The sequence below is a fragment of the Lysinibacillus sp. UBA5994 genome (genome assembly GCF_002429725.1).
Taxonomy (GTDB): Bacteria; Bacillota; Bacilli; order Bacillales_A; family Planococcaceae; genus Lysinibacillus; species Lysinibacillus capsici.
Genome location: NZ_DJAU01000029.1, coordinates 40,103 through 64,948, shown reverse-complemented (window position 1 = coordinate 64,948; position 24,846 = coordinate 40,103). Strand labels below are relative to the sequence as shown.

Genomic DNA, 24,846 nt, shown 5'->3' with positions numbered 1-24,846 from the left:
CAGTATGTATGGCGGAATTACGGTTAGAGCATATCTATAAGATTTACGATAAAAATATCCAGGCCGTAACTGATTTTAATTTGCATATCCATGATAAAGAATTCATTGTGTTTGTAGGCCCTTCTGGCTGTGGTAAGACAACAACTTTACGTATGATTGCTGGCTTAGAGGATATATCAAAGGGAGAACTATACATTGACGATGTTTTCATGAATGATGTGGAATCAAAAGATCGTAGCATTGCAATGGTATTTCAAAGCTATGCTTTATATCCACATATGACAGTCTATGAAAATATGGCATTTAGCTTAAAGCTTCGAAAGGTTGATAAAAAGGAAATAGATCGTCGTGTTAAAGAAGCTGCTAAGATTTTAGGATTAGAGGATTATTTAAAAAGAAAACCAAAAGCTCTATCTGGTGGACAACGTCAGCGTGTAGCACTGGGAAGAGCAATTGTCAGAGATGCTAAGGTATTTTTAATGGATGAACCTCTTTCTAATTTGGATGCCAAATTACGTGTACAAATGCGAGCAGAAATCCAGAAGCTCCATCAACGAATTCAAACGACAACGATCTATGTCACACATGACCAAACAGAGGCTATGACGATGGCTACCCGTCTGGTAGTGATGAAGGATGGCCTTATACAACAAATTGGGACACCTAAAGAAGTATATAATACACCACTTAACATGTTTGTGGCAGGCTTTATTGGCTCACCATCCATGAACCTTTTCCACTGTCGTCTAACAGATACCGAGATCCTTTTAGGCGAGCAAAGCTTCCCTATCCCATCCATGCATTTACCATTGTTAAAGGAAAAAAATTATTTAGGGAAAGAGATTATTATGGGTATACGACCTGAGGATTTACAAATGACTGATGTTATTTCCCCTTACACTTTCACTGCAACGATTGATGTTGCAGAATTACTAGGAGCAGAAACTTATCTCTATTGTTCTTTAGTAAATCAGAATTTTATAGCTCGAGTACAGGCTGATAACAATTTTCATCCATCCGACAAGGTTTTCCTATTTATGAAGGAAGAAAAGATCCATTTCTTTGATCCTCAAACAGAGGAACGTCTTTAAAGCATGCATGCTTCGAATCCATGAGTTCGGGAAGAGAAAGCCAGCTGTATATACCATTGATGGCAATCAATTTATGTTCAAACTTCTACATCTGGTAATTTAAATAAGAAATTAATTGATTTCTTCAAACGAATTAAAAGCACGCTAGGCATTATCCACCTAGCGTGCTTATTCTATTAATCTTATTTTGCCGCGGCTTGAATCTCAAAGTAAGCCCAATGCTCTTTAGGTATATCCTTGAAGATTTGTTCTGTGTCCTCAGTTGGTATTGGACGATTAAAGATTCGATTCAGTACCTTTACTGCCTGTGCACGTGTTAGTTTTTCTTCAGTTCTAAATTCACCATTGCCTGAGCCAACCATTATACCTATCGCACTTATGCGATTGATTTCTTTTGCTGCCCAATGTGTGACCGCCACATCACGATATGTTTCTCCACTTTTATTTATTTCGCAATACGAGGTATCTGTAGCCCCTTCTACACATTGTTTATCAATCCATCTCACAGCAATAACCGCCATTTGGGCTCTAGTAATCATTTCATTCGGCCCGAATGAACGATCATGACGTCCTTGCATAATTCCTTCTGTACGAATATATTCAATATCGTTTTTTGCCCATGAAGTAGCTGTATCTGCATAAAATAGGTTAGACGCTTCTGGTATATGATTGTCACTTAGGTTTCTTGCCAACATTGCTGCCATTTGGGCACGAGTGACATTTACATTCGGACGGAAAGTGCCATCTGTATAGCCGTGAATATAGGAAGCAAATGTGCTGTCTACCTCTATTGGTTCTTTCTCTGGTTGCACTTCTTCCTGCGCTTTTTCTACATAAAGTAGAGAAAATGTAGAAAAGTGCTCTACATCAAAGACTATACCTGTTTGTCCTCTCGTAAATTCTGCAAAACGCCCACGTATTATTTCAACTGTTCCATTACTATGCTCTACATAGACCATCATATGTTCTCGTTGAGCTGATGTGAGATTCACTGGTAATGGTAGTAGCAATGTTACTTGACGGTTTTGTAGATTTGTGTCGATAGATATTGGCTGACCAACGAGTTTTACATTAGCGCCATTACCCTGTTGTAAAACTATTTCAGCTTGTTTAGCCCTATCCTCGATAGCTTTTTGTCGCATTGCATCCTTAACCGGTACAATTCGGAAGAAAATATCTTCATTGAAATCATTCATTGAAGTAAAAGGAACATCTATTTTGACCATTCCCATAGCTATACTAAAATGTGATTTGCCCTCTATTAATCGTTTAGCAGCACCTCTATCAAGTATCACCTTTGTTTCACTTGCTGGTGGTTCCATATTAGGGATCACAAGTCGAGATCTTTTATCTTCCTTATTCCCTAATATCCGAAGAAACTCGTTTGCATTTGCAACTGTAAAGTTTACTGTATCTTGAAAGCTACCGTTACTCAATACACGTGTTAACACGGTTTGGAGGAGCACATCATCTGGCATACTTTGATCTACAACATTTATCTTTAGCTGATTACTTGGTGCAACAGGATCAGGTGTTGGTGTAGGACTAGGCGTTGAAGATCCTCCATCTCCTGGTACATTGTTTTTAGACCACAAAGCATACAATATCAAATTCCCTTTCCCCATTTGAATCGTTTGCCCAATTTTATAAGTAACACCTTTTCCATCAGCCTTCGTATTCCATCCTACAAATGTATAGCCTGCTTTCATTAAATTACCTGTATTGCCCAGTACTGTAATAGTGTCCTGATTTTTATACTGCTTTGAATCTGTTGGTACTATCCCCCCATCAGACCCGTTACTGTCATACGTAACCGTATATGTTTGCAGTGCACTAGTCGTAAAAAAATTCCAGGAAGTATTATTAGTAATACCTTTATACGTATTACCTGCTACATCAGTAAATGCACCTGCGTCAATTTGAATGCTGTAAGTGGCGTTTTGGGCTAAATCTAATGTAGGATTTACTGTCACAGTTTCATTAGTGATAGAAACATTTGCTTGTGTAACAGCAATTGTTTCGACAATTTGGTTATCTGCAGCATTTCTTATGACAATATTTTTACTAGTTACAGGTAAGATCTTTTCATCAAATGTTAATACAAGATTATCTGCAGGCTGTACATTAATTGCCTGATGCGCTGGGAAATAGGTTGTTATTTCAGGAGAAATTTTATCAAATATCACAATTGTCCCTGATGAAATCTCTGTTACCTGTAAGCCCTCATTCCCTGCTATATCTTGAAAATCAATTGTAAAACTGATAGGTCCATCTGAGTCTGTGGACTTTAACGTATAGCTTGCTTGCCATGTTTTAGCATCCCCATCACCTTTATCATTGACATTTGCTGTTTGTCCTAGGATTGATACATTCGGTGATTGAATGTCCTCACTTGTCTCAAAGTCGATTGTGATTACATCGTCTACCTTAGCAACTGTTGGGTTAGCATTATTTGAAGCCATTTTCACCTTTTTTACTGTTGGCTTTACGCTATCGACAATGACATAACTTCCATCAGTTACGTCCGTTACCTCTATTGCCGAATTACCTAACAGATCTTTAAAGTTAATTGTAAAAGGTGCTGTTCCCTCTAAATCACCATTATCTATAACATATGTTGCCTGCCAGTTTGTGGATGCTCCTGTTACAATAGCAGCTTTCCCCGAAATGGTAATTATAGGTGCTTGTATATTTTTATCTGTTTTCATTGTTAAGGTGATCGTATCTCCTACCTTAGCCTTTGTAGGATCCAGATTATTCGATTTGATCTCCACCTCTACAGCTTTTGGCAGAGCTTTATCAATCATAAATGTAATGGTTGTGGTATTCCCTGCACTATCTGTTGCTACCAAAGTATAATTTCCAGATGTACTTACTGTAGTTCCACTTGAAAAGGTTGCTCCATTCAGGGTAGCAGTTCCTTCATTAAAACTAATCGTTACATCAGTGTTATAAACACCGTTATTTGTAACCCCTGTTATGACTGGTGGTGTTGTATCTAGAACAATTGTATCTGTGAATGTATTTGATATATTGCCAGCAGTATCCCTTAGTTGCATATAAACTGTTTTACTACCTTCTCCATGGGACAAAGTCCAACTTCTCGTAGATATTTTTGACTCCCAACTGGACCAAGTAATACCATCATTCGAAAAGCGCATTTCTATCGCTTCTCCTTCTAAATCTGTTGCCGTCAAAGTTAAGGTAACATTTATAGAACTTGTCGAGATTTGCCCGCTGTTAACAATGATAGAGCCTGTTGGTGCATGATTTTTAGTAATCTGGATTGTAAACTCCTTATCCAACGTATTACCAGCCTCATCAGTTACTCTTACCGTAATCTTATAACTATTTTTCGTATTGTATGCAAACATTGCTTTTGTCTTTAATACATTCCCATCAATCGTAAAGAAGCTTGTATCTCCAGACTGTAATGAATACGTGAATGTTTGTGAGCTTCCTGTATCCACTGCCGCCAATGTTCCAACAGTTGTACCAATGGGTTTCTTTTCTTGTACAGTAGTATTATTGAGCTCAATATCAGTAGGTGGTGTACTATCATAGAATATTTGTAATTCATTTGATGCTTTATTTAATGCACCTCCACTAGTTGCAACAACCTTTTCAGGAATTTTGATTTTCACAGCTCCATCTGTAATAGGTGATACTAGGGCTGTATACGTGTTACCAATTCCTGACAGCGCTGTCACATTTCCATTTGTAACCTCTATATCCCCAACCGTAAAGCCTGTCACTGACCCACTGAAAACCATAGTTATAAGAATTGGATTGCTATTTGTTGGACTAGAATTATTTGGTGTAATTGTCACTGCTGGACGTGCATTGACGACTAGATTCATTGTATAGTCAGTACTAAAATCAATACCATCGCTTACCTTAAATGTAAAAGATGAAGAAGTGCCATTTTCTGTAATATAGTTTAAATTACCTGCATCTAAATTAGCCTTACTGATTGTCATACCATTTGTAATCGCTTCCCCACCATCAAATTGCTGATTATTATTGCTATCAAGAAAGAGCTGTCCACTATTTGGGATAGTAGAGATTTGAATCTGTTGCAAAGTATCTCCTGCATCTTCATCAGAAAATGCGAAGGAAGTACTATTAAATGTATACACTTGACCCTCGTTTACATCTATGGTTCCATTACTGGATGTCGGTGGTTTATTTAAGGCAAGGATTGTTACCTGCTGCATAGTATATGCACTCTTATTGCCATCGGTATCTTTGACAATGACATTAAAATAATAGGTTGTATTGGCTACAAGACCTGTAACATTAAAGGAGTTACTATCTTTGGTATAGCCGCCTAACGGTGTCCCATTCAATTCTATGGTACTAACCGTATCAATATTGTTACTACTAGATTGATAGACTTGATATTCTAAATCCTCTTGAGCTGTTATATCATCAGATGCTTTAGCCCAGTCCAGTTGTACGCCTGAGGTAGTAATATTTGAAGGAGTTATAGCACCATTTGTAATTGTTGGCGGATTATTATTTGGGATATCAATCGTAAATTGGGTAAACGTTAAATCCCATAGTCCCGCCTGTACAGTAGGTATAAAATTTACACTCGCAGTAATGACAAATGAGTTGATTCCTTCTATATTAATAGGAATATTATATATAGGATCATGATTTGCAACTGTCTTAAAAGTTACAGGATTTCCTTTCGGGTTTCCGGCCCCATCATACCCTTGAATTGATAAGGACAATGCATCATTTTCGTCGTGTTTATTAATCGTATTGATTGTTAATGATTTTAAATCGAAGATGCCACCTGCAAAGCTTTCTCCAGCAGAAACTCTAATTGATTTTGGTGGTGATTTTTCATTTGCATCAAAATAATAACCAGCTGGTAATGGTGATTCTTTGCTATACGTGAATAAATCAATACCATTATCACCAGGAATACCGCTTACTACAAAGCCATTATTTGTGTCATCTTTCCACGAAGCTTGAGTTAAATCCTGTATACAACTTGGAAAATCTGGCGAATCACAAGCAGCCGCCTCCACTTTTAAAGGTGACACGAACCCTATTCCTGCCAATTGACTATAAGCGACTAACAACAAGCACAAGGTTATGGTTAATATCTTTTTTCCCATTCTATATTCTCCTTCTTGGTTTCACACCCTTCATTTAATAAATCGTTAACCCTTAGGAGGCCATTCCCCATATAAACAAATAATAAAGTTTAGTCCTAAATATGGTTGCATATTGTTATGTGGTTGACTTCCCCCAGTTTGATCGATAGCAAAGGCGTTCATTGATGTATTCACTGAATTTGAATATACCGGGAGAGAACCTCTACCTCGTTGTTCGGTCCATAATGCTCCAGTTGGCTCATTATTTGATGGTTGAGTATTGTTACAAGTAACATTATGATTATGACTAGGTATTTCAGTGGTTAATAATGTAACAGTAGATGAACCTCCAGATGCTCCAACACTTCTTGGTGTTAATCCAACACCTGTTCCTTGATGAAGCGCTACCCTACCATTTAAGTTTGGTAATGCAAACGTTGTTTTTCCATCTCCTCCATATCTGTTACCCAAAATAGCATATAATGCACTATTCGAGGCAATGTTTATGATCTGGCCATCGCACAAAGCCCAGTCTTTTGGTGCAAAATTACCGCCAAATATTCTAATTTCTCCTATATATGCTTCTGACACTTTGCCCACCCCTTTTTTCTAATTTCTTGATGGATAAATTCCTACTAGAGCTATGCAGTAATTAGCGACACTGTATGGCTGCATATTTTGATGTGACTGCGAATTTCCTGATGTTGACAATGCTTGCGTGTTCATATTAGTATTTGGTTGATTGACAGAATAAATATTATTAGCAGATGTACCCCACACATTTCCAGTAACCACTTTCAACGTAGCACTTTCTGAACTACCATTAACAATATGTGTATGAGTTGGCATCTCATTAATTGTTAATACATGTACCTCTTCTCCTGCTTTTTGTCCACGTGTGATGCTACTGCTTACATGAACTGGGACTCTTCCCCTTAAATCAGGTAATGCAAATGTCGTAGAGCCATTACCACCATAAGTTGCTCCTAAAATTGAATACAGCGCTTGGTTTGTATTAATTTGCAATATTTGTCCATCACATCGCGCCCATCCGCTTGGAACTATCCCAAAGCTAAATAATCGTATTTCACCTACATATTGTTCACTCATCCTTCATACCCCCTATTCTGTTGGATACATACCGTAAAGAGCAATAATGTAACTAATTGTTAAAAACGGCATTACATTGTTATGAGAAGCGTTTCCTCCCACACTTGAAACAATGGCGGCATTCATTGTGCCATTTGGTGGTTGTGTCGAATATTGTATATTTTTTGCCCAAACAGCATTTTCTGGACTAGGGGTTGTGCCATCAAGAGAAGAAGCTTTTACCTGATGTGTATGTGCAGGAAGCTGTGACGAGATTAAAGTGACGGTTTCCACCCCTCCCATTTGACCATTGACAAAGGTAGTACCAGTAGTTGGATTCTGTCCTTGATGTACTACAACCCTGCCTTGAAAATTTGGTAATGCAAAGGTTGATTGACCATCTCCCCCATAGGTTGTGCCAATCAAAGAAAAAAGTATTTCATTTTCGGAAATAGATAATAGTTGACCATTACAAAGAGCCCAGCCGTCTGGGGCATAATCGCCAGCAAATAATCGAATTTCTCCAACATATTGTTCCATTCTTAAAACCTCCTTACAAAATATTGCTTTACCTAGCACATTACAATAACAAGGTTAAAATTAGGTTAAAAAATATATTTTTCCAAAATGGACTAACCCACCTACCATTTAATCCAAAATATCAATACAATGTTGTTGCTTATAAGAAAGATTTAAGAGATAAAAGTGGGTAATGATATTACATCTATAAAAATATTAAACTAAATACCTAAAACCAGAATTCGTTTTTATTTCTGAGAATAAAAATGTCAAAAGCTATCGAGAGAAAACTTCTCGATAGCTTTTGTCTACAGTCTGAACATACTAACATTAATATGTTTTTATTTTATTTTTTCTTTTAGCCACTTTTTTATGCAACCTTTGAATAACTGAACGTGTTTCATCTAAATGATCCACTGTTTGCTCATAGGCACTCGTCACTACCCCCATAAATAAAATATCAATGACAAGTAACTGCGCTAGACGTGAGGAAGTGGCACCACTTCTAAAAGTTGCTTCAACATTGGGAGATACATATAAACAAATGTCTGCTAGGCTAGACACTAGTGAACTACCATAGCGCGTTAAACTAATTGTAGTGGCTGGTGTTTGGCCAGCTATTTCAAGGATTTTAGCCACTTCATGCGTTTCTCCAGAGAAGGAAATACCTACTACCACATCCCCCTTCTGTGCATTGACAACGGCTGTAGCTCCTAAATGCAAATCCACAAATGCCCTACTATTTTTATTGATTCGTAAAAATTTTTGATCCGCATCCATTGCTGCTATACCTGATGCACCCACTCCAAAAAATATAATTTTACGGGCTTGTGATAAGGCCGTTACGGCACGCTCCAATTCAGCAATATCTATTAAATTAGCTGTTTGTGTCAAAATTTCACTACTTTGCATCGTTACCTTCTCTACAATCGATGGCAGCGCTTCATTCGCCTCAATATCTCGATCTTCAACTTTAGCATGTTGTAAATCACCAGCAATGCGCAATTTCAGCTCTTGAACACCACTAATATTTAACGATTTACACAGCCGAATAACTGCGGCACTACTTGTTTGACTTGCCTCTCCTAGTTCAACCGCTGTCATTTTTATAGCCTGTGTTGGGTGTGCTAATATATAGCTTGCCACCTTTTTTTCGGAGAGTGGAAGCTTTTCGCACATTTCAGCAAGCATAATTAAACCCGCATTTATTTTTTCCATTTTTCCAGCTCCATCTCTAGATAAAAGGAAGTTATCCATGTACCTCCTTCATCAATATTTCTTTAGAGACACCGCTCTCCGCACATGCCCTTCTGATTGAGCAAGTAATTCCGTCGCCTCTTCAATCGTTGTATTCGTCAGTACCACCACAATCGCGAGCTTTACTTGATAATTGTTTTGCTCCAGAACACTTTCAGCCTGACTATAAGAAACTCCCGTTACCTCACAGACGATTTGTTTGGCTCTCTCTCGCAATTTAAAATTACTAGCATGAACGTCCACCATTAAATTTTTATAGACCTTTCCAAGCTTAATCATGGTTGTCGTTGTAATCATATTTAATATTTGTTTATGAGCTGTTGCAGCCTTTAGTCTTGTAGAACCTGTTAAAATTTCTGGTCCTGTAATCACCTCTATTGCAATATCTGCATGCTTACTAATAATAGAATGAGCGTTGCTCACTAAGCTGATTGTTTTTGCCCCTAGTTGTTGAGCATAATTTAATGCTCCTTTGACAAAAGGCGTTCGACCGCTTGCTGCAATCCCTATCACTACATCTCGGTTTGTTAGCTGTTGTTTCTGTAGTTCAACCTCTCCTAATGAAAGATCATCTTCTGCACCTTCTATGGCAATCATTACTGCATCTGCTCCTCCAGCCAATATTGCCTGCACAAGCTTTGGTGATGTACTAAATGTAGGTGGACATTCTACGGCATCTAGCAAACCAATTCGCCCACTTGTCCCTGCACCAACATAAAATAATCTACCGCCTTTCTTTAGTGCATCCACAACAGCTGTGACAGCCTGCTCGATTTCAGGTAAAACCTTTGCTATGGCTAATGGTACTTTTTTATCCTCTTCATTCATCAGCTTTACAATTTCAATAGTGGACATTAAATCTAGATTTGTCGTATCTGGATGATAGCCTTCAGTCGTCAGTTTTGTCATTCGTTCCATTGAAATCAAATCCCTCCACACTATTTTTCATGGATACTCATCCAAGTTCCTTTTACCTTTCGTTGTAAAGCCTCTGTGATTGGAATTCCTTCACTGAGAAGTCCATTAACGAAAGCTCCTATAACAGGTGGCACCTCTGGTTGTATTAGTCGATTAGGTATTTTAGCAAGCTGTAATTTTTCTCGAAAGCATTGAACAAAATAAAAATTTTCGAATAAACCTCCACATAGGACAATAGAGTCACCTTTTAGCTGAGGCTCTTTTTTCAACATTATTTGGATGAAATGAGTTAAATGATGAGCAGCGTGTTCAATAATTTTTTGTGCCCTATCATTATTTTGCTCTGCTAAACGCAACACCACACGAGCTACGGAGGCTATGAGTACACGTGGCTGTGGATGCTCATAAACATGCGTAATAATTTCAGTAGGATTCTTTAATGCTAGCTGCTCCATAATAGTCGCTGTAAACAGATCCTCATTCACGCCAATAGCATCATAATGTCGCGTAATCAATCGCAATGCCTCTTGCCCAATATAGTAGCCACTGCCCTCATCTCCTAATAAATAACCCCATCCTCCAACACGACTAACTTGATGATTTTTTCCAACTGCATATACGATGGAACCCGTTCCTGCTATCACAACGAGCCCTTGCTGTGTAAATGTGCCGCTAGTAAGTGCCGCTACCGCATCATTGGTGATGGTTATCTTACAGGAGCTAGCAGGGAAAAGGAAGCTAATCCATTGCTCCCAGCGTTCTTTATCTAACTGGCGATCGCCCCCTGCCACACATAAGAACACCGCAGCAATATCATTATTTGTTGCATCTATCTTTTGTAGTAACGTGGCAAGGAGCTTGATAATATGTAGCCTTACCTCGTCAGGTGGCGTTGATTTTATATTCGTTCCAGCTCCTTCAACAAAAGCCAGCACTTCCCCTTTTCTTGTCCCAATCACTGCACGAGTTCTCGTCCCACCACCATCGACCCCAATAATGTATTGCCTATTTAATGGCACCAGCCGTCAGCCCCTCCATAAATTGCTTTGAGGCAATAAAGAATAATAGGATCATTGGTAATGAAGCTAATGTTAAACCTGCAAAAAGAGAGCCCCAATCTGCCGAATGCTCACCAAAAAGTGACATCATTCCAACAGGTATCGTCCGTTTCATTTTTTCTGTAATAAAAATAAGTGGGAAGAAGAAATCATTCCATGAAGCAATAAAATTTATAATAACCACTGTTCCAAGGGCAGGTCTCATTAACGGTAACATTACATGCCAAAGAACTCTTAAGTTCCCCGCCCCATCTATACGGGCTGCTTCCTCTAATTCATAAGGCATTGTTTTAAAAAAGCCAGTTAAGATCAGCATGGATAATGGAATACCTGTCGCCATGTTCATCAAAATTAAAGACCATAAGGAATTTATCAGTCCTAAATCACGCATTAATATAAAGAGCGGGACAATCCCCAATTTTATAGGAATCATCATGCCTAATAAAAAAATAAAGAACAATGCATGATTCCAAGAAAATTTAAAGCGAGCAATATAAAATGCAGCCAGTGAACAAACAACCACTATTAGTATCACAGATATAATACTGACAAATAGACTGTTTAGAAAGTATGTTGTAAATGGAATTTTTGCTAATAATGTACGATAAGTATCTAAGCTAAAGCTAGTCGGTAAACCCAATGGATTTTTATAGATATCCACGCTCTTTTTAAATGAAGATAAAATCATTAACAAAATTGGATATAAACTAATGGTCGCCACCGTAAACACCACAAGATAATAAAATGGTCGAACCCAAATAGCGCCTTGCTTCACTATAATCACCCCTTACATTTGAACATTCTTTTTATTGGTAAAGCGTAAAAATAGCGTGGTACAAACTAATATAAATAAGAATAGTACTGTAGCTAACGCCGAACCCAACCCAATAGCTGTTGCCCCAGAAGCGGTAGAGCTACCAAATGCTAAACGATAGAAAAACACAGCTAACGTATCTGTAGAATAGTACGGCTCTCCCATGGAGCCCTGCATTGCATATACTAATTCAAATGCTTCAAATGACTGGATAAATGTTAAAATGCCCATGATCATAATTGATGGCACCATTAAAGGCAAGTAAATCGTACGCAATAAAGTAAAACCCTTAGCGCCATCTAACTTTGCAGCTTCGACTAACTCACTTGGGATCCCTTGAAAGCCAGCAAGAAAAATTAAGACACCAAAACCTAATCCAAACCAACAATTGACTAAAATAATGGCGATTAACGCCGTGTTGGGATCACCAAGCCAAGCCTTTTGTAAAGTTTCAAGACCTAATTTCTCCAAAATGACATTTAAAGTACCAAAATTCGGATTTAGAATGAGCTTCCATAAGAAACCTACAACAATCACTGATAATAATCGCGGTAGAAAGAAAGCAGCCTTAAAAAACTCTGCACCTTTAATTTTTTGATAAATAATAAAGGCAAGAAAGAAGGCTAATCCATTCATCACAATCATTTGCACAACAAAATAGAGGACATTATGTTTAAAGGCATTCCAAAACATGGAGCCATAGGGTTCTGTCGTAAAAAGCGTCACAAAATTTTGGAAACCGATAAAATCACCACGAGCCATCCCTTTCCATTCAAAAAAACTATAGGATAATGCCGCTATTATCGGATAAAGCACAAACAACCCATAGATTATTAGTGCAGGAATAGGGAAAAGATGGATAGTCCACCTTACTCTCGATTTCCTCCTTCTTACTGATGGAGCTGTATATTCTCTTATCATGAGCAGCCTCCTTTTACTAATCATGAAACAACAAGACCCCTAAACTCCTTATAGCACTTCAGGGGTCTACTGACTTGATACTTTCATTATTTTTGAAATGGCGTAAACCAAGTTTTAGCGTTTTCCTGTACTTTTGTGGCAACCTCTTCAGGCATTACTTGACCTAAATACATGCCTTGTAGCTCACTTTCAAGCAAGCTCTTTGTTGTTGGGTCCCCACCAGTAAAATTAGTTACCCACATATATGGCGTTGCTTCATTTGCAGTCGAATGACTAATAGCATTTAACAATGCATCGTCAGAGGTAATACCTGGAATAGCGCTGATCATAGAAAACTCTTTTACAAACAAATCGCCAAACTCCTTAGTTGTTAAAAATTCTAAAAATACTTTAGCTGCTTCTTTATTTTTCGAATTAGCATTGATCGCAAATGAACCATCTACCCAAGTCGTCACTGTTGTATTACTCTCTTTAGATGGAATAGGAAAATAACCTAAATCTAAATCTGGATTCATTTCTAATACAACAGGAATTTCCCAGCTACCTAACGGAAACATTGCCGCGTCTTCTAGTGCAAACAAAGTACGGATATCATCCATTCCTAAGCCTTCTGAATTGACAGGAAAATACTTTTTCAAGTCATTCATTACTTGAATGGATTCAATAAACTTCGGATCTGTAAAATCCTTTTCTCCTGCGAGCACTGCTTGGTAAAAGTCATTGCCCTCATAAACAGCAGGACCGACAATACCGTGGAGCAACGATAATAGCCAGCCTTCTTTTGTACCCATTGCAATTGGTGTAATACCCTTTTCTAATAATTGGTCATTTAATGCTATGAATTCATCCCATGTAGTAGGAATTTCAAGATTATTATCTTTAAAAATCTTCTTATTATAGAAAAATTGTGTAGAGCTTAAGTTAATTGGTACACCGTACTGATTCCCTTGGTCATCACGAGAAGCCTGTAATGCTTCTTCAGGAAATACATTCAATCCATTTAAACCGTTTATTTTCTCAACATAACCTGCCTCCGCAAGCTTCAATCCAGCTGCATAAGGACGTAAGTGAAAAATATCTGGACCCTCTCCAGCCTGTAATGCCGTATTGAGGACTGTATTATATTCAGTATTTTTAGTTGGGTTAAATGAAACATGTATTTCAGGATGTTGTTCATTGAATAAAGCAATCACTTTTTCATACTTGGCAACATCTTCTGTGCGCCAACTCCCTATTGTTAGCGAAACCTCTTCAGTTTTCGATTTCTCTTCATTATCAGGTGTTGTTGAGGTCGTTATTTTCTCGTTCGTGTTACAGCCTACTAAACCCACAACGAGTAATAAAAGAAGCAGCAATAACCATTTACTCTTTTGTCTCATACCAGCAGATCCACCCTTCATATCAGTAATTTTTCATAAATCATCGTATGAAGCTTCTCTCTAATCCTTCCCATGTTTGTATTTCTCCCATAATGCACAGCATTCGTTAGTAAAATGACAAATGCCTTTTTTACAGGGTCCATCCAAATACTCGTGCCTGTAAATCCTGTATGACCAAATGAGCCCTTGCTCCACCTCCTACCAAAACAAAATGATGCTTCATCTCCTCCCCATACTTCAAACCCAAGTCCCCTCGTTTTAAAAGTTTTCGTATAGGCAAGCTCTAACCATTCATATGGAATTACACTTTGTTGCTTGATCCCCAACCAAATTTCCGCATACTTTGCTAAATCCTCTACACATGAAAATAAACCTGCACTACCAGCAATACCATCTAGTAATAAAGCTTTCTCATCATGGACTATTCCCTGTACAAATTGACCTGCCACCATTTCTGTAGATGCTGCAAGCCTTCTTGTATGCACAGGCAGTTGAAAACATGTATGATGCATGCCCCATGGCTTAAAAACCTCTTGCTCTACAAAACTTTTTAATGAAATGCCAGTAACTTCCTCAATCACCTTTCCTATAATAATCATACCTAAATCACTATATTGCACTTGTTCATTTGGCTGCCATACTACATCACTTGCCAGTACCTCCTGCAGGATGTCACGCTTATGATGTCTTTTAACTACAGGTGTTAAATCTGCTGGCAATCCTGAGCAATGCTGCAATAAATGCTGGATTGTAATAAGAGGATAATTAAAATCAGGCAAATAGGTTTGGACTGGATCTGTTATATAAACTTGATTTCGACTCATCAGGAGTAAAATAGCTGGGAGTGTTGCGACAACTTTTGTTAAGGAGGCTAAATCAAACAACGTATTACTTAAAATAGCTTGCTCGCTGCCATCCTCAGCAGTATAGGCTCCATAATTGCATGAAAATAGCCTTCTTTCTTGCTGCTGAACAATTAATACAGCACCTGGAATTTTCTGTTCTTTCACTAAGCCAGTTATATATGCATCTACCAAGGAAGCACCCCACTATTAAATATCTAAATTTTCTGTAAATTAGTATTATCATATAAAATAAAATGATGAAAAATAACACCAATCCTAAAATTTTTTTTCATGTTTACTCAATAAAAAAAGCCCTAGCCAGTAAATATATACTGGCTAGGGCTACTTTGATTATTTAGTTGGTTTTTTTAAATCCATTGACGCTGCTGCGCTTTCAACTTTTACGCGTTTCAAGAAGAATGCAAGTACCACTGCAATCACTGTTATACCAGCTGCAATTAAGAAGGAATGCGTAATACCATCTAATAAGGCAGTTTGCATAATCTGATCTTGCATTTGTTGCATTTGCTCTGCTGTAGGCGCTGCTCCTGATTGTGCAGCATTCGCTTTGGCTTCTGCAATTAATTCTTCCGCTTTAACTTTTGTACGATTATTCATAAATGTTACAAGGATCGCACTACCGATTGCTCCTGATACCTGCTGTAATGTATTGTTAATCGCTGTACCATGTGGATTCATCATTTGTGGTAGTTGATTTAAACCGTTTGTCATAATAGGCATCATGACCATCGACATACCGAACATACGAATTGTATACATCGATACGATATATGTGTAGCTTGAATCAATTTCTAACTTTGTTAAACCGAAAGTTGCGATTGTTGTAATCGTTAATCCAATAATGGCTAACACACGTGGACCAAATTTATCGAAAAGCTTACCAGTGATTGGTGACATAATCCCCATAACAAGTGCTCCTGGAAGCATCATTAAGCCTGCTTCAAATGGTTCGATACCACGGATAGACTGTACATATGCTGGTGTTAAAATCATCCCTGAGAACATTGCCATAGAGACAATAACTGAGATAACAGACCCTAAAGCAAACATTGGATATTTATAGATACGTAGTTCCAGTAATGGCTCATCCATTTTCAGCTGTTTAACAACGAAAATAATTAAAGCGATGAAGCCAATTGTTATTGTGCCATATACCCATGGACTTGACCAACCTTTATCTCCTGCTGTACTAAAGCCGTATAAAATACCACCAAATGCAACTGTTGATAAAAGTACTGAAAGGAAATCTAAGTGAACTTCACGTGTCTCCATCACGTTTCTTAATTTCCAAACACCAAATAATAAACTAATTAAAGCAAATGGAATAATCATTTGGAAAAGCATACGCCAATCATGATGTTCCACAATATACCCTGATAATGTAGGACCAATTGCTGGCGCCATAATCATAACTAAACCAAAGATCCCCATTGCTGCCCCACGCTTTTCTTTCGGGAAGCTTGTTAGCATAACGTTCATTAAAAGTGGTGACATACTAGAAGCTCCGGCTGCTTGCACCATACGACCTGCTAGCAGCACGCCAAAATTAGGAGCGAAACCTGCCATAATTGTACCAATTGTAAAGATAGACATCGCTGTAATAAATAAATGTCTATTTTTAAAGCGTGTCACAAAGAATGCTGAAGCAGGCACTAAAATACCGCTCACAAGCATATACCCTGTTGCTAACCATTGTACTTTTGAATAGGTGATCCCAAAATCTTTCATGATTGTTGGTAATGCCACATTCAACAATGTGTTATTTAGAAAAGCAACAAAAGCACCCACAAATAGAATAGCTATCATGCCATAAGGGGGCTTTTTCATTGTTTGCTCACTATTCATTTATATCCCTCAATTCTTTCTTGTGTTTTACGATAAAACTTATTTTATACTCGTAGTCTACTTTTTTCAACAAATAAGTTTATATTTTTTATAAACGTTGATATAAAAGCATTCCAAGTGTAGAATAAGAGTATAATATTATAAAAAAGGTGAGGTTATGAACAAAAGAAAAAGACAAATTATAACAGCAGCACGTGAACTTTTTATTGAAAAAGGCTTTCTAGATACATCAATTAATGACATCATCAATGCGGCTAAAATCTCTAAAGGTACATTTTATAATCATTTTACTTCGAAAAATGAATGCTTAATCGCCATCTTAGATGAAGGTCGCGAAGAAGCTAGTAATCGTCGCCATGAGCTCATTTATGGCAAAGACCCTACAGATTTAGAGGTATTGACGCAGCAAGTCGCTGTTCTCATGTATGTCAATCGTGAACATAATTTAGTACAGATATTCGAATCCATCTTCCAATCAAGAGATAAAGAACTAAAAAAAATTATTATTAATTACCATTTACAAGAACTAGAATGGCTCGCCAATCGTCTAGTACAAGTCTTTGGAGAAGAGATTAGCCCTATTAGCTATGAATGTGCTGTTCAAACACTTGGAATGATTAACCTCACTCTACGTGCTGTCTTTATTGCCGATTATAAATATATCAATCGAGAAGCTATTGTACGTGTAGCATTGCGCAATATTAGCGTAATTATACCCACTATGCTTGAGTCAAAAGAGATTATCGTAAGTGTTGAAATGATCAATACCATTCAAAATGTCGTGAACTATAAAACCGTTACAAAAGGAATGGTTATTGAACAACTACAAGGATTTACAAAGGGATTATCGAGTAACGAAACAATGGAAGGTTTGGAGTATGCACAATTCTTATTAGAAGAATTGCAGAAAGAAAAACCAAAGCTTTTTATCATCGAATCACTTCTTACACCTTTCCGTAAGGCTTTCGTCGGCACAGAACATATCGCAGAGGCCCGTGACATCGCCAATAACTTATGGCGTTACGTAAAAATTGAACAGCCCGCTGAACGATGTACGAAAAATAAATAAAAAAAGAGGTATCAAATGAACACTTTGATACCTCTTTACTCTGTTGAATGAAATTAAGTTCTATGAAAGACCTTTGTACAGTCTTAAGAAAGCTCAGAGATTCACCTTAATGACATTGAAATTTTAGCACAAAGATTGTCCCATCCTTACCTGAACGGACACTAATTGTGCCATTGTGTAAATCAATGAGCTGCTTCGTTATGGCTAGTCCTAGCCCTGTTCCTGTTATATCGTCTGTTGTATTCGTACCTCGATAATAGCGTTCGAATAGATTATCGAGCTCCTCCTGTGGAATACCAGGTCCTTGATCAGCAATGGTAAGCATTACTTCTTTACCAGTATGTTGTGCTTCCACAATTACCTTCGTGCCTTCAGGGGTATATTTTTTCGCATTGGTAATTAAATTATCCATTATTCGCTTGAGTAAAAGCTCATCCGCTTGTAACAACACATCACCATACACCTTCACACACACCTGTTCGTCTGCAAATTGTGGTAGCCATGTTGCTAGCGGCAGTACCACTTTATCTAGCTGTATGGCTTTATTTTTTAATTGATACGTATACGTCAAATCCTGAATAAGTGCATCCATATAGGTTGCCTTTTCCTGCATGGTCTGTGCAAAAATACGCATCTCATCCTTTGTCCACTCATAATCCTCCGATGCCAGCATCGTTGAATAACCGTAAATTGAGCTTAACGGGGTCTTTAAATCATGCGATAAACCTGTTATCCACTCCTCCCGTAATTGCTCTGCATGCTTGATTTGCCTTTCATTTGAATCAAGTCGCTCTGATAAGTGATTGAGTGACTCTTCTACTGGTTGAAACAGTTTAAATTTTCTTTTCAACTTACCTGTCTTTTTATGATGGATTTTTTTGTCACTAATCTCACTGTAATCGAATTGGGTAAGTCGCTCAATGCGCGATATCACATAGACAAGTGGTCGCACGAATTGACGTGAAATACTAATAGATAAGAAAATAACGCCCAACAGCAAAATAATATGTCCCCCAAAGAAGATAGAAACAAACAGTACCATTGCCTTATTAAAAGGCTCTTCAAATGGCTTATACGATGGATTAGGCATTCTTACAACAAATGTCTTATCGTTGGCTAAGGCTGTACTTTGCTTCAGCTCCGCATGCTCGAAAATATCGTATTTTTCCTCTAGTAATTGTGGCTTATTTAGCTTCTCATAACGTTCGCCTATGACCTCAATTCGATTCCATTGCTCGTCATAAATTTCAACACTAGCTTTATTTTCTTTTAGACGTTGCTGTGTTACAGCTGAAATGTCCCCTGTCGCTGTCCAGTTTTCAAGCGCATCCTCAAAAAGTGGTTGCACAGGAGTAGTTGGAAGAAATAATAAGTAGTAATTCGGCAATTCCCATGTATGCATGCCTGGTTGCTGCAATGCCAATATTTCACTATCTGACTTTCCACATAGACCACATGTATCTCCTGTATAATCAACAATCGTCATGGTTGGATCAAATAAATAAAGCTGTCCAACATTTTCTTCAGCTCTCTTCACTAAATAATCAGCAATTTTAACTGTCTTCCCTTGCTCTACAACTGCATCATCTTCGATTTCAAAGGAGCTCATCACATGAATGTTGTCACCAACACGGTCATTGATAAAAATAGCAAAAAACACCAAACTCATAATAAAACCTGAAATGATCAATAGATAGAATATGATGAAATACGAAACAAAGCGGAGTGTTAATTTTCCAGCAGGCTTCATGAAGAAATGTCCCCAACAAGCTTATAGCCAATGCCTCTGACAGTAATAATGCATGTTGGCTTTCCAGGATTTTTTTCTATTTTTTCTCGCAGCTTTCTTATATGTACCATCACTGTATTATCATCAAATAAACAATCACCCCATACACGTTCGTATATTTGCTCTTTTGATAACACTTGCCCTGCATTGTCACATAAATATTTTAATAAATGAAACAAGCGACCACTGATTATTTCCTTTACACCGTCTACCTCAATTTCTGCTGCATCAATGTCAAATGTAAAACGGCTGCAAGTAAATATGTGATTTTCTGGTACACCTTTTTTCTTCATATAACGGACTAGCTGCACCTTTACTCGTGCTACAAGCTCTAAGGGGTTAAATGGTTTTGTAATATAATCATCTGCACCATTCATAAAACCACGAAGCTTATCTGCATCACTACTTTTTGCGGTTAAATAAAAAATAGGGGCATCACTTTTTTCTCGAATACTATTCGCAATATCCAGCCCACTTCCATCTGGTAGCATGATATCTAATAGATAAAAATCAAATGTTTTAGTATTCATTTCATCTTTTGCTTCTTCAATTGTATTACATAAGGTAATATTGTTAATTCCTTCTTTTCTTAAAATGATTTCAATCATTTCAGCAATGGCACGTTCATCCTCTAACACTAAAATTGATGCTTCCTGCATTTCCTCACCTACTTTTAAGATTACTTTAAGGTAGTCATTATTTCACCATAAGCTTCCCTATTTATTATATGTATAAGATAACCAATTAAGGAGATAAAACGCAATGACAACTAATCGTGTTACTTTCATTGATACAATGCGTGGATTTAGTTTATTTGGCATCTTAATGGCAAATTTGCTAATCTTCCAATTCGGGATGTATGGCAAAGATGAATTAAAAAAACTTTCTACCTTAGATAACGGGGCTTTATATTTTGTAAAAGTTGTGATTGAAGGCTCGTTTATGCCCATCTTCACTATTTTATTCGGCTTCTCACTTATTAAATTAATTGAATCCATCCGCAGAAAAAAGAATAAAAGCCGTTGGTCTATTTTACGTCGTGCAACAGGATTAATTGCCCTTGGCTTATTACATTCTATTTTATTGTGGGAAGGCGATATTCTATTTTCTTATGGCTGTATGATGTTATTTTTAATCCCATTTATTAATCGTAAACCAAAAACTTTATTTATTTGGGCTGGTATCCTATTTGTACTAACTACGGCGTTAACATACGGCTCTATGGAAACGTCTAAAAAAGAACAAAAAGAGATAGACACATACATCGAGCAAGCGGATGATGTTTACGCTAACGGCAGCTACTTAGAAATTTTTGATTTTAGAGCTAATGCCGAAGTACCAGGAATGGATGATTCTTCATTTATTTTCATTATATTAATTTTTGCACCTATGTTCTACGCACCACTATTCCTGTTTGGGATGGCACTTGCTAAGAAGCAAGCCTTCGTGGAGATGAATAAGGAAATGAAATGGTATAAGCTTGGTGCTCTCCTTGTACCTATAGGACTCGTATGTAAAAGTGTAAGTTTTATAGAAAGTAAAAGTGCATTTTCTTCTATTTTATTAATGGGCGGCTCCCAGTTATTAGCGATTGGCTATGTTTGCCTCGCAGCATACATTTATAACACCCGTCCAGTTCAACTACTGGCTCCTGCATTTGAGAGCGTTGGCAAACTATCACTAACCAATTATTTACTACAAACCATCATTTGTACAACTGTTTTTTATGGCTATGGCCTTGGCTTATATGGCAAATTAGGGGTCTTTGGCGGAATCCTTTTCGGAATCGTTGTTTATAGCCTGCAATGTGTTTTCAGCCTTGCCTATTTAAAGAAATTTAAACGTGGTCCATTTGAAACAATTTTACGAATATGGACAAATTGGTCTTGGACTGGTCAAGTAAAATAAAACCTCTCAAACAAGCAAATTAGAAAGGAATATTTTTTATGAATAGTGACACAAAAGAAGACTTTACAGACTCATGGTGGTTTTTAGGCATTTGTGCAGCTGTAGCAGTAATTTTAACACTATTTGCCTTTTCATAGACAATATCGATTTCATTTGCCTCCTTGCTGTATACTAGTATTACAACTATACAGCTTAGGAGGTATTTTGTTGTTACAGCGTATTATGATTACTGGCTATAAACCACATGAGCTTGGTATCTTTAATGATAAACATCCTGGTATTGTCATCATAAAGAAAGCACTGGAAGCTCATCTACGTACACTGCTTGATGAAGGACTCGAATGGGTTATTATCAGCGGTCAGCAGGGCGTAGAAACTTGGAGTGCTGAAGTTGTTTTAATGTTAAAAAAAGAATTCCCACTTTTAAAATACGCCGTGATCACACCTTTTTTAGAGCAAGAGAAAAATTGGCAAGATCATAAAAAAGAAAAGTATCAAGCATTAATTGCCCAAGCTGATTTTGTCACAAGCGTGACCAAAAAACCCTATGAAGCTCCTTGGCAATTTATTGAGAAGGACAAATTTATTATCCAAAATACAGATGGACTTTTATTAATTTATGATGAAGAAAATGAGGGTTCACCCAAATATATCAAACGGCTTGCAGAAAAATATATGGAGTCCCATGATTATAATCTTTTAACAGTAACTGCCTATGACTTACAATTAATAGCTGAAGAAATTCAACAGCAAAACTGGTAGAAAAATATTGATATAATTTTCTGACAATTATATACTAGAAGTAATAAAAGCTGATTGTTCTTATGGTTTTTACCTATAATTTGAAAGGAGCTGTCATCATTTGAATAAACATATTGAAATGATTCTTGAAGCTTCTCCCGTAAATGTGTCACATGATACGTATCGTAGAGAATGTCGGTATACACGGGGAATTCATATTGAAGAACAAGAATTTATTGCTATTTTAAATACAATGAGTCATGATTCACGCTTATATTTTGATTTCCATAATCCACGTAAAGAGATTAAAAAGGGAACCTATTTGAATGGACACTCCGGTTTAGCCTACAATATTTATGATTACTATAAACAAAATTATAATATTGAGATATCCGAATTAATCAACGGTAAAGATTTTTATGTAAAAATCGTATAAAGCAGCTGAAGCCCCGTTAAAGTTAAAACTTTAACGGGGCTTCTTTGACCTTATAGGTCTGCTACTTGAGCACCTAATTCTTTATTATTATACATTTCTGTATCTAATTCTTTAGTAATACGCGCTGTTGTAACACCAGCAGTCATTGAACCACTTACATTTAACGCTGTACGACCCATATCAATTAAAGGCTCAACAGAGATTAATACACCTGCTAGAGCAATTGGTAAATCAAGTGCTGATAATACAAGGATAGCTGCAAATGTTGCACCACCACCAACACCTGCTACACCAAATGAGCTAACTGCTACTACTGCAATAACTGTAATAATGAACACAGGGTCAAGTGGATTAATGCCGACTGTCGGTGCAATCATAATGGCTAACATCGCAGGATATACACCTGCACAACCATTTTGACCGATTGATAATCCGAATGAGCCTGAGAAGTTTGCAATCCCCTCAGATACTCCAAGACGACCTGTTTGCGTTTTAATATTCATCGGTAAAGTACCAGCACTAGAACGTGATGTAAAGGCGAATAATAATGTTTCTGCCGATTTTTTCAAATACGTAAATGGATTTAAACCACTTAATGTAATGATTAATAAGTGTACGATTAGAACAATAAATAGTGCTACATAAGAAGCAATAACAAACTTACCTAAATTATAGATAGCTCCAAAATCAGATGTTGCTACCGTACGAGCCATAATCGCTAGAATTCCATATGGCGTTAAGCGTAATACAATTGTTACAACACCCATAACAAGGGCATAGATGGCATCCAAGCCTTTTTTAATTGTAGCTGCTGTTCCCTCATCCTTACGTGCCACACGTAAATAAGCAAAACCAAGGAATGCTGAGAAAATTACAACCGCAATCGTTGAAGTAGAACGAGCACCCGTTAAATCAAGGAACGGATTTGCTGGGAATAACTCAATAATTTGTGTTGGTAAATCAGGAGCTGCTAAGCCCGTTGTTTTTTCTTCAAGGTATTGACCACGTGCAGTTTCTGCGTCACCTTGTAAAATTTGTGTTGCATCTAAATCAAAGACTGTTGCAGAAAGAATACCTACAGCTGCCGAAACGGCTGTTGTACCGATTAAAATGGCTAAAATAAGTGCTGCCATTTTTCCGAAATTTTTACCAATCTTCATTTTAGTAAATGCAATTAAAATGGAGATAAATACTAATGGCATTGCTACCATTTGGAGCAGTTTCACATACCCAGTACCGATAATATTGTACCAAGATGTTGTTTTGGCTAATACTTCAGAATCGAGACCATAAATAAAATGAAGTCCAAGACCAAGTACAATCCCTAAGCCTAAACCGGCAAAAACACGATTAGAAAACTTAACGTGCTTTTTATTCATAACATATAAAATTCCAACGAACACAAGTAACACTGCTACGTTAAGAATGATTTGTAAATTCGACAATGGAATGCCTCCTAAGATGTTTTATAATAATGTAATCGAATTATATACCCATAATCCCTATAATTCAAGTATGTTTTATTAAGATTAATAAATTCCTATAACAAAATGCTTTCTTGCTAAGGATTATACCCCGAAAAATGGCGTAACAATCATCCTCTGGCAAAGGATTAATCATGGAAAAGCTCATAAAAAATGTTTGTAAATGTATAGCTAGTTTAATCAATGCCACTACATTTGGTGACAAATGATTAACTGCCCCTATACTGTTAGTTTTTAACAGTGCAGGGGCAGCCTTTTAAGCATTATTTCTAATTACAAATCTTGGTTCGTAGTCACTAATGATGTCAAACACACCGTCATTATAGCAGTAGATATGATGTTCTACGGTAGGAATTTCTTTGCTTCCAATCCACTGGAGTTGATCAAACCATTCTGCTGAAGAATTTTTAGATTGTTCTTGGTCATGGCTTTAGTGACCATGTCTACTAAATCAGATCATGGGATTTCTCCAGTATAGCGAAAAGAACAAACATAATCTTGAATAGGTGACATCTTATTGCATTGTTTCGATCTATTAATGTTAAGCATAG

The 24,846-nt window shown here is 37.2% G+C and carries 20 protein-coding genes; 5 read left to right on the top strand and 15 right to left on the bottom strand.

Translation table 11 applies throughout. The annotated features are described in order from the left end of the window. Nucleotides 1-8: 8 nt before the first annotated feature. Nucleotides 9-1,091 (top strand): ABC transporter ATP-binding protein, encoded by a 1,083-nt coding sequence (locus B3D98_RS10380; RefSeq protein ID WP_054548703.1) that lies wholly within the window; start codon nt 9-11, stop codon nt 1,089-1,091. A gap of 182 nt (nt 1,092-1,273) precedes the next feature. Here B3D98_RS10380 and B3D98_RS10375 read toward each other — a convergent pair whose 3' ends face one another. The 12 genes from B3D98_RS10375 to B3D98_RS10320 all read right to left on the bottom strand — a co-directional run bounded on the left by B3D98_RS10375 (nt 1,274) and on the right by B3D98_RS10320 (nt 16,868). Then, on the bottom strand, nt 1,274-6,223 hold the full coding sequence (locus B3D98_RS10375; RefSeq protein ID WP_288582846.1) for an S-layer homology domain-containing protein: 4,950 nt from the start codon (nt 6,221-6,223) through the stop codon (nt 1,274-1,276). A 45-nt stretch (nt 6,224-6,268) separates the two neighbouring features. After that, entirely contained in the window at nt 6,269-6,793 is a 525-nt protein-coding gene (locus B3D98_RS10370; RefSeq protein ID WP_054548701.1) for a phage tail protein, read from the bottom strand. Between the two features lie 18 nt (nt 6,794-6,811). Continuing rightward, complete coding sequence (locus B3D98_RS10365; protein WP_288582843.1) at nt 6,812-7,312, bottom strand: phage tail protein; 501 nt, start codon at nt 7,310-7,312, stop codon at nt 6,812-6,814. A gap of 12 nt (nt 7,313-7,324) precedes the next feature. Further along, nucleotides 7,325-7,831, bottom strand: a complete 507-nt coding sequence (locus B3D98_RS10360) for a phage tail protein (RefSeq protein ID WP_054548699.1) — start codon at nt 7,829-7,831, stop codon at nt 7,325-7,327. Between the two features lie 309 nt (nt 7,832-8,140). Beyond that, complete coding sequence (locus B3D98_RS10355) at nt 8,141-9,028, bottom strand: MurR/RpiR family transcriptional regulator (RefSeq protein WP_208644733.1); 888 nt, start codon at nt 9,026-9,028, stop codon at nt 8,141-8,143. Between the two features lie 51 nt (nt 9,029-9,079). Beyond that, complete coding sequence (murQ, locus tag B3D98_RS10350) at nt 9,080-9,985, bottom strand: N-acetylmuramic acid 6-phosphate etherase (protein ID WP_288582835.1); 906 nt, start codon at nt 9,983-9,985, stop codon at nt 9,080-9,082. A gap of 20 nt (nt 9,986-10,005) precedes the next feature. Beyond that, nucleotides 10,006-11,004: an N-acetylglucosamine kinase gene (locus B3D98_RS10345; protein WP_112117102.1), complete on the bottom strand. Its 999-nt coding sequence runs from the start codon at nt 11,002-11,004 to the stop codon at nt 10,006-10,008. Further along, complete coding sequence (locus tag B3D98_RS10340) at nt 10,991-11,818, bottom strand: carbohydrate ABC transporter permease (protein WP_288582829.1); 828 nt, start codon at nt 11,816-11,818, stop codon at nt 10,991-10,993. Before B3D98_RS10340 ends, B3D98_RS10345 begins: the two co-directional genes overlap by 14 nt. 12 nt (nt 11,819-11,830) lie before the next feature. Further along, nucleotides 11,831-12,778 carry a carbohydrate ABC transporter permease gene (locus tag B3D98_RS10335; RefSeq protein ID WP_288582826.1) on the bottom strand — a complete coding sequence of 316 codons (948 nt, stop codon included), beginning with the start codon at nt 12,776-12,778 and terminating at the stop codon, nt 11,831-11,833. 86 nt (nt 12,779-12,864) lie between these two features. Next, nucleotides 12,865-14,157: an ABC transporter substrate-binding protein gene (locus tag B3D98_RS10330; protein WP_288582823.1), complete on the bottom strand. Its 1,293-nt coding sequence runs from the start codon at nt 14,155-14,157 to the stop codon at nt 12,865-12,867. 17 nt (nt 14,158-14,174) lie between these two features. Then, nucleotides 14,175-15,194 (bottom strand): serine hydrolase domain-containing protein, encoded by a 1,020-nt coding sequence (locus tag B3D98_RS10325; protein ID WP_048391885.1) that lies wholly within the window; start codon nt 15,192-15,194, stop codon nt 14,175-14,177. Between the two features lie 159 nt (nt 15,195-15,353). Continuing rightward, nucleotides 15,354-16,868, bottom strand: coding sequence for a DHA2 family efflux MFS transporter permease subunit (locus B3D98_RS10320; protein ID WP_048391887.1), 1,515 nt, complete (start codon nt 16,866-16,868; stop codon nt 15,354-15,356). Between the two features lie 157 nt (nt 16,869-17,025). On the opposite strand from B3D98_RS10320, the gene B3D98_RS10315 reads away from it, so the two are divergent. Further along, the gene (locus B3D98_RS10315; RefSeq protein ID WP_048391889.1) at nt 17,026-17,937 is read left to right on the top strand and encodes a TetR/AcrR family transcriptional regulator; all 912 of its coding nucleotides are present in this window, start codon (nt 17,026-17,028) and stop codon (nt 17,935-17,937) included. 106 nt (nt 17,938-18,043) lie between these two features. Here the strand turns inward: B3D98_RS10315 and B3D98_RS10310 are convergent, their stop codons facing one another. Together B3D98_RS10310 and B3D98_RS10305 are read right to left on the bottom strand one after the other, a co-directional pair. Next, entirely contained in the window at nt 18,044-19,687 is a 1,644-nt protein-coding gene (locus B3D98_RS10310; RefSeq protein ID WP_048391891.1) for a sensor histidine kinase, read from the bottom strand. Further along, nucleotides 19,684-20,385 carry a response regulator transcription factor gene (locus tag B3D98_RS10305; protein ID WP_048391893.1) on the bottom strand — a complete coding sequence of 234 codons (702 nt, stop codon included), beginning with the start codon at nt 20,383-20,385 and terminating at the stop codon, nt 19,684-19,686. The genes B3D98_RS10310 and B3D98_RS10305 overlap by 4 nt, the downstream gene beginning before the upstream one ends. A 103-nt stretch (nt 20,386-20,488) precedes the next feature. Here B3D98_RS10305 and B3D98_RS10300 point away from each other — a divergent pair, with 103 nt between their 5' ends. The 3 genes from B3D98_RS10300 to B3D98_RS10290 all read left to right on the top strand — a co-directional run bounded on the left by B3D98_RS10300 (nt 20,489) and on the right by B3D98_RS10290 (nt 22,811). Further along, nucleotides 20,489-21,634, top strand: coding sequence for a DUF418 domain-containing protein (locus B3D98_RS10300; protein WP_288582813.1), 1,146 nt, complete (start codon nt 20,489-20,491; stop codon nt 21,632-21,634). A 222-nt stretch (nt 21,635-21,856) separates the two neighbouring features. Next, nucleotides 21,857-22,396, top strand: a complete 540-nt coding sequence (locus tag B3D98_RS10295; RefSeq protein WP_369700611.1) for an SLOG family protein — start codon at nt 21,857-21,859, stop codon at nt 22,394-22,396. 100 nt (nt 22,397-22,496) lie between these two features. Next, complete coding sequence (locus B3D98_RS10290; protein WP_048391899.1) at nt 22,497-22,811, top strand: hypothetical protein; 315 nt, start codon at nt 22,497-22,499, stop codon at nt 22,809-22,811. Between the two features lie 50 nt (nt 22,812-22,861). On the opposite strand, the gene B3D98_RS10285 is transcribed toward B3D98_RS10290, so the two are convergent. Beyond that, nucleotides 22,862-24,256 carry an L-cystine transporter gene (locus B3D98_RS10285; RefSeq protein ID WP_004227708.1) on the bottom strand — a complete coding sequence of 465 codons (1,395 nt, stop codon included), beginning with the start codon at nt 24,254-24,256 and terminating at the stop codon, nt 22,862-22,864. Nucleotides 24,257-24,846 lie beyond the last annotated feature (590 nt).

Excerpts from the sequence above, each read along its gene's own strand:
- B3D98_RS10380 (WP_054548703.1), top strand. The coding sequence starts at position 9 with ATGGCGGAATTACGGTTAGAGCATATCTATAAGATTTACGATAAAAAT.
- B3D98_RS10375 (WP_288582846.1), bottom strand. The coding sequence starts at position 6,223 with ATGGGAAAAAAGATATTAACCATAACCTTGTGCTTGTTGTTAGTCGCT.
- B3D98_RS10365 (WP_288582843.1), bottom strand. The coding sequence starts at position 7,312 with ATGAGTGAACAATATGTAGGTGAAATACGATTATTTAGCTTTGGGATA.
- B3D98_RS10360 (WP_054548699.1), bottom strand. The coding sequence starts at position 7,831 with ATGGAACAATATGTTGGAGAAATTCGATTATTTGCTGGCGATTATGCC.
- B3D98_RS10355 (WP_208644733.1), bottom strand. The coding sequence starts at position 9,028 with ATGGAAAAAATAAATGCGGGTTTAATTATGCTTGCTGAAATGTGCGAA.
- murQ (WP_288582835.1), bottom strand. The coding sequence starts at position 9,985 with ATGGAACGAATGACAAAACTGACGACTGAAGGCTATCATCCAGATACG.
- B3D98_RS10335 (WP_288582826.1), bottom strand. The coding sequence starts at position 12,778 with ATGATAAGAGAATATACAGCTCCATCAGTAAGAAGGAGGAAATCGAGA.
- B3D98_RS10330 (WP_288582823.1), bottom strand. The coding sequence starts at position 14,157 with ATGAGACAAAAGAGTAAATGGTTATTGCTGCTTCTTTTATTACTCGTT.
- B3D98_RS10320 (WP_048391887.1), bottom strand. The coding sequence starts at position 16,868 with ATGAATAGTGAGCAAACAATGAAAAAGCCCCCTTATGGCATGATAGCT.
- B3D98_RS10315 (WP_048391889.1), top strand. The coding sequence starts at position 17,026 with ATGAACAAAAGAAAAAGACAAATTATAACAGCAGCACGTGAACTTTTT.
- B3D98_RS10310 (WP_048391891.1), bottom strand. The coding sequence starts at position 19,687 with ATGAAGCCTGCTGGAAAATTAACACTCCGCTTTGTTTCGTATTTCATC.
- B3D98_RS10305 (WP_048391893.1), bottom strand. The coding sequence starts at position 20,385 with ATGCAGGAAGCATCAATTTTAGTGTTAGAGGATGAACGTGCCATTGCT.
- B3D98_RS10300 (WP_288582813.1), top strand. The coding sequence starts at position 20,489 with ATGACAACTAATCGTGTTACTTTCATTGATACAATGCGTGGATTTAGT.
- B3D98_RS10295 (WP_369700611.1), top strand. The coding sequence starts at position 21,857 with ATGATTACTGGCTATAAACCACATGAGCTTGGTATCTTTAATGATAAA.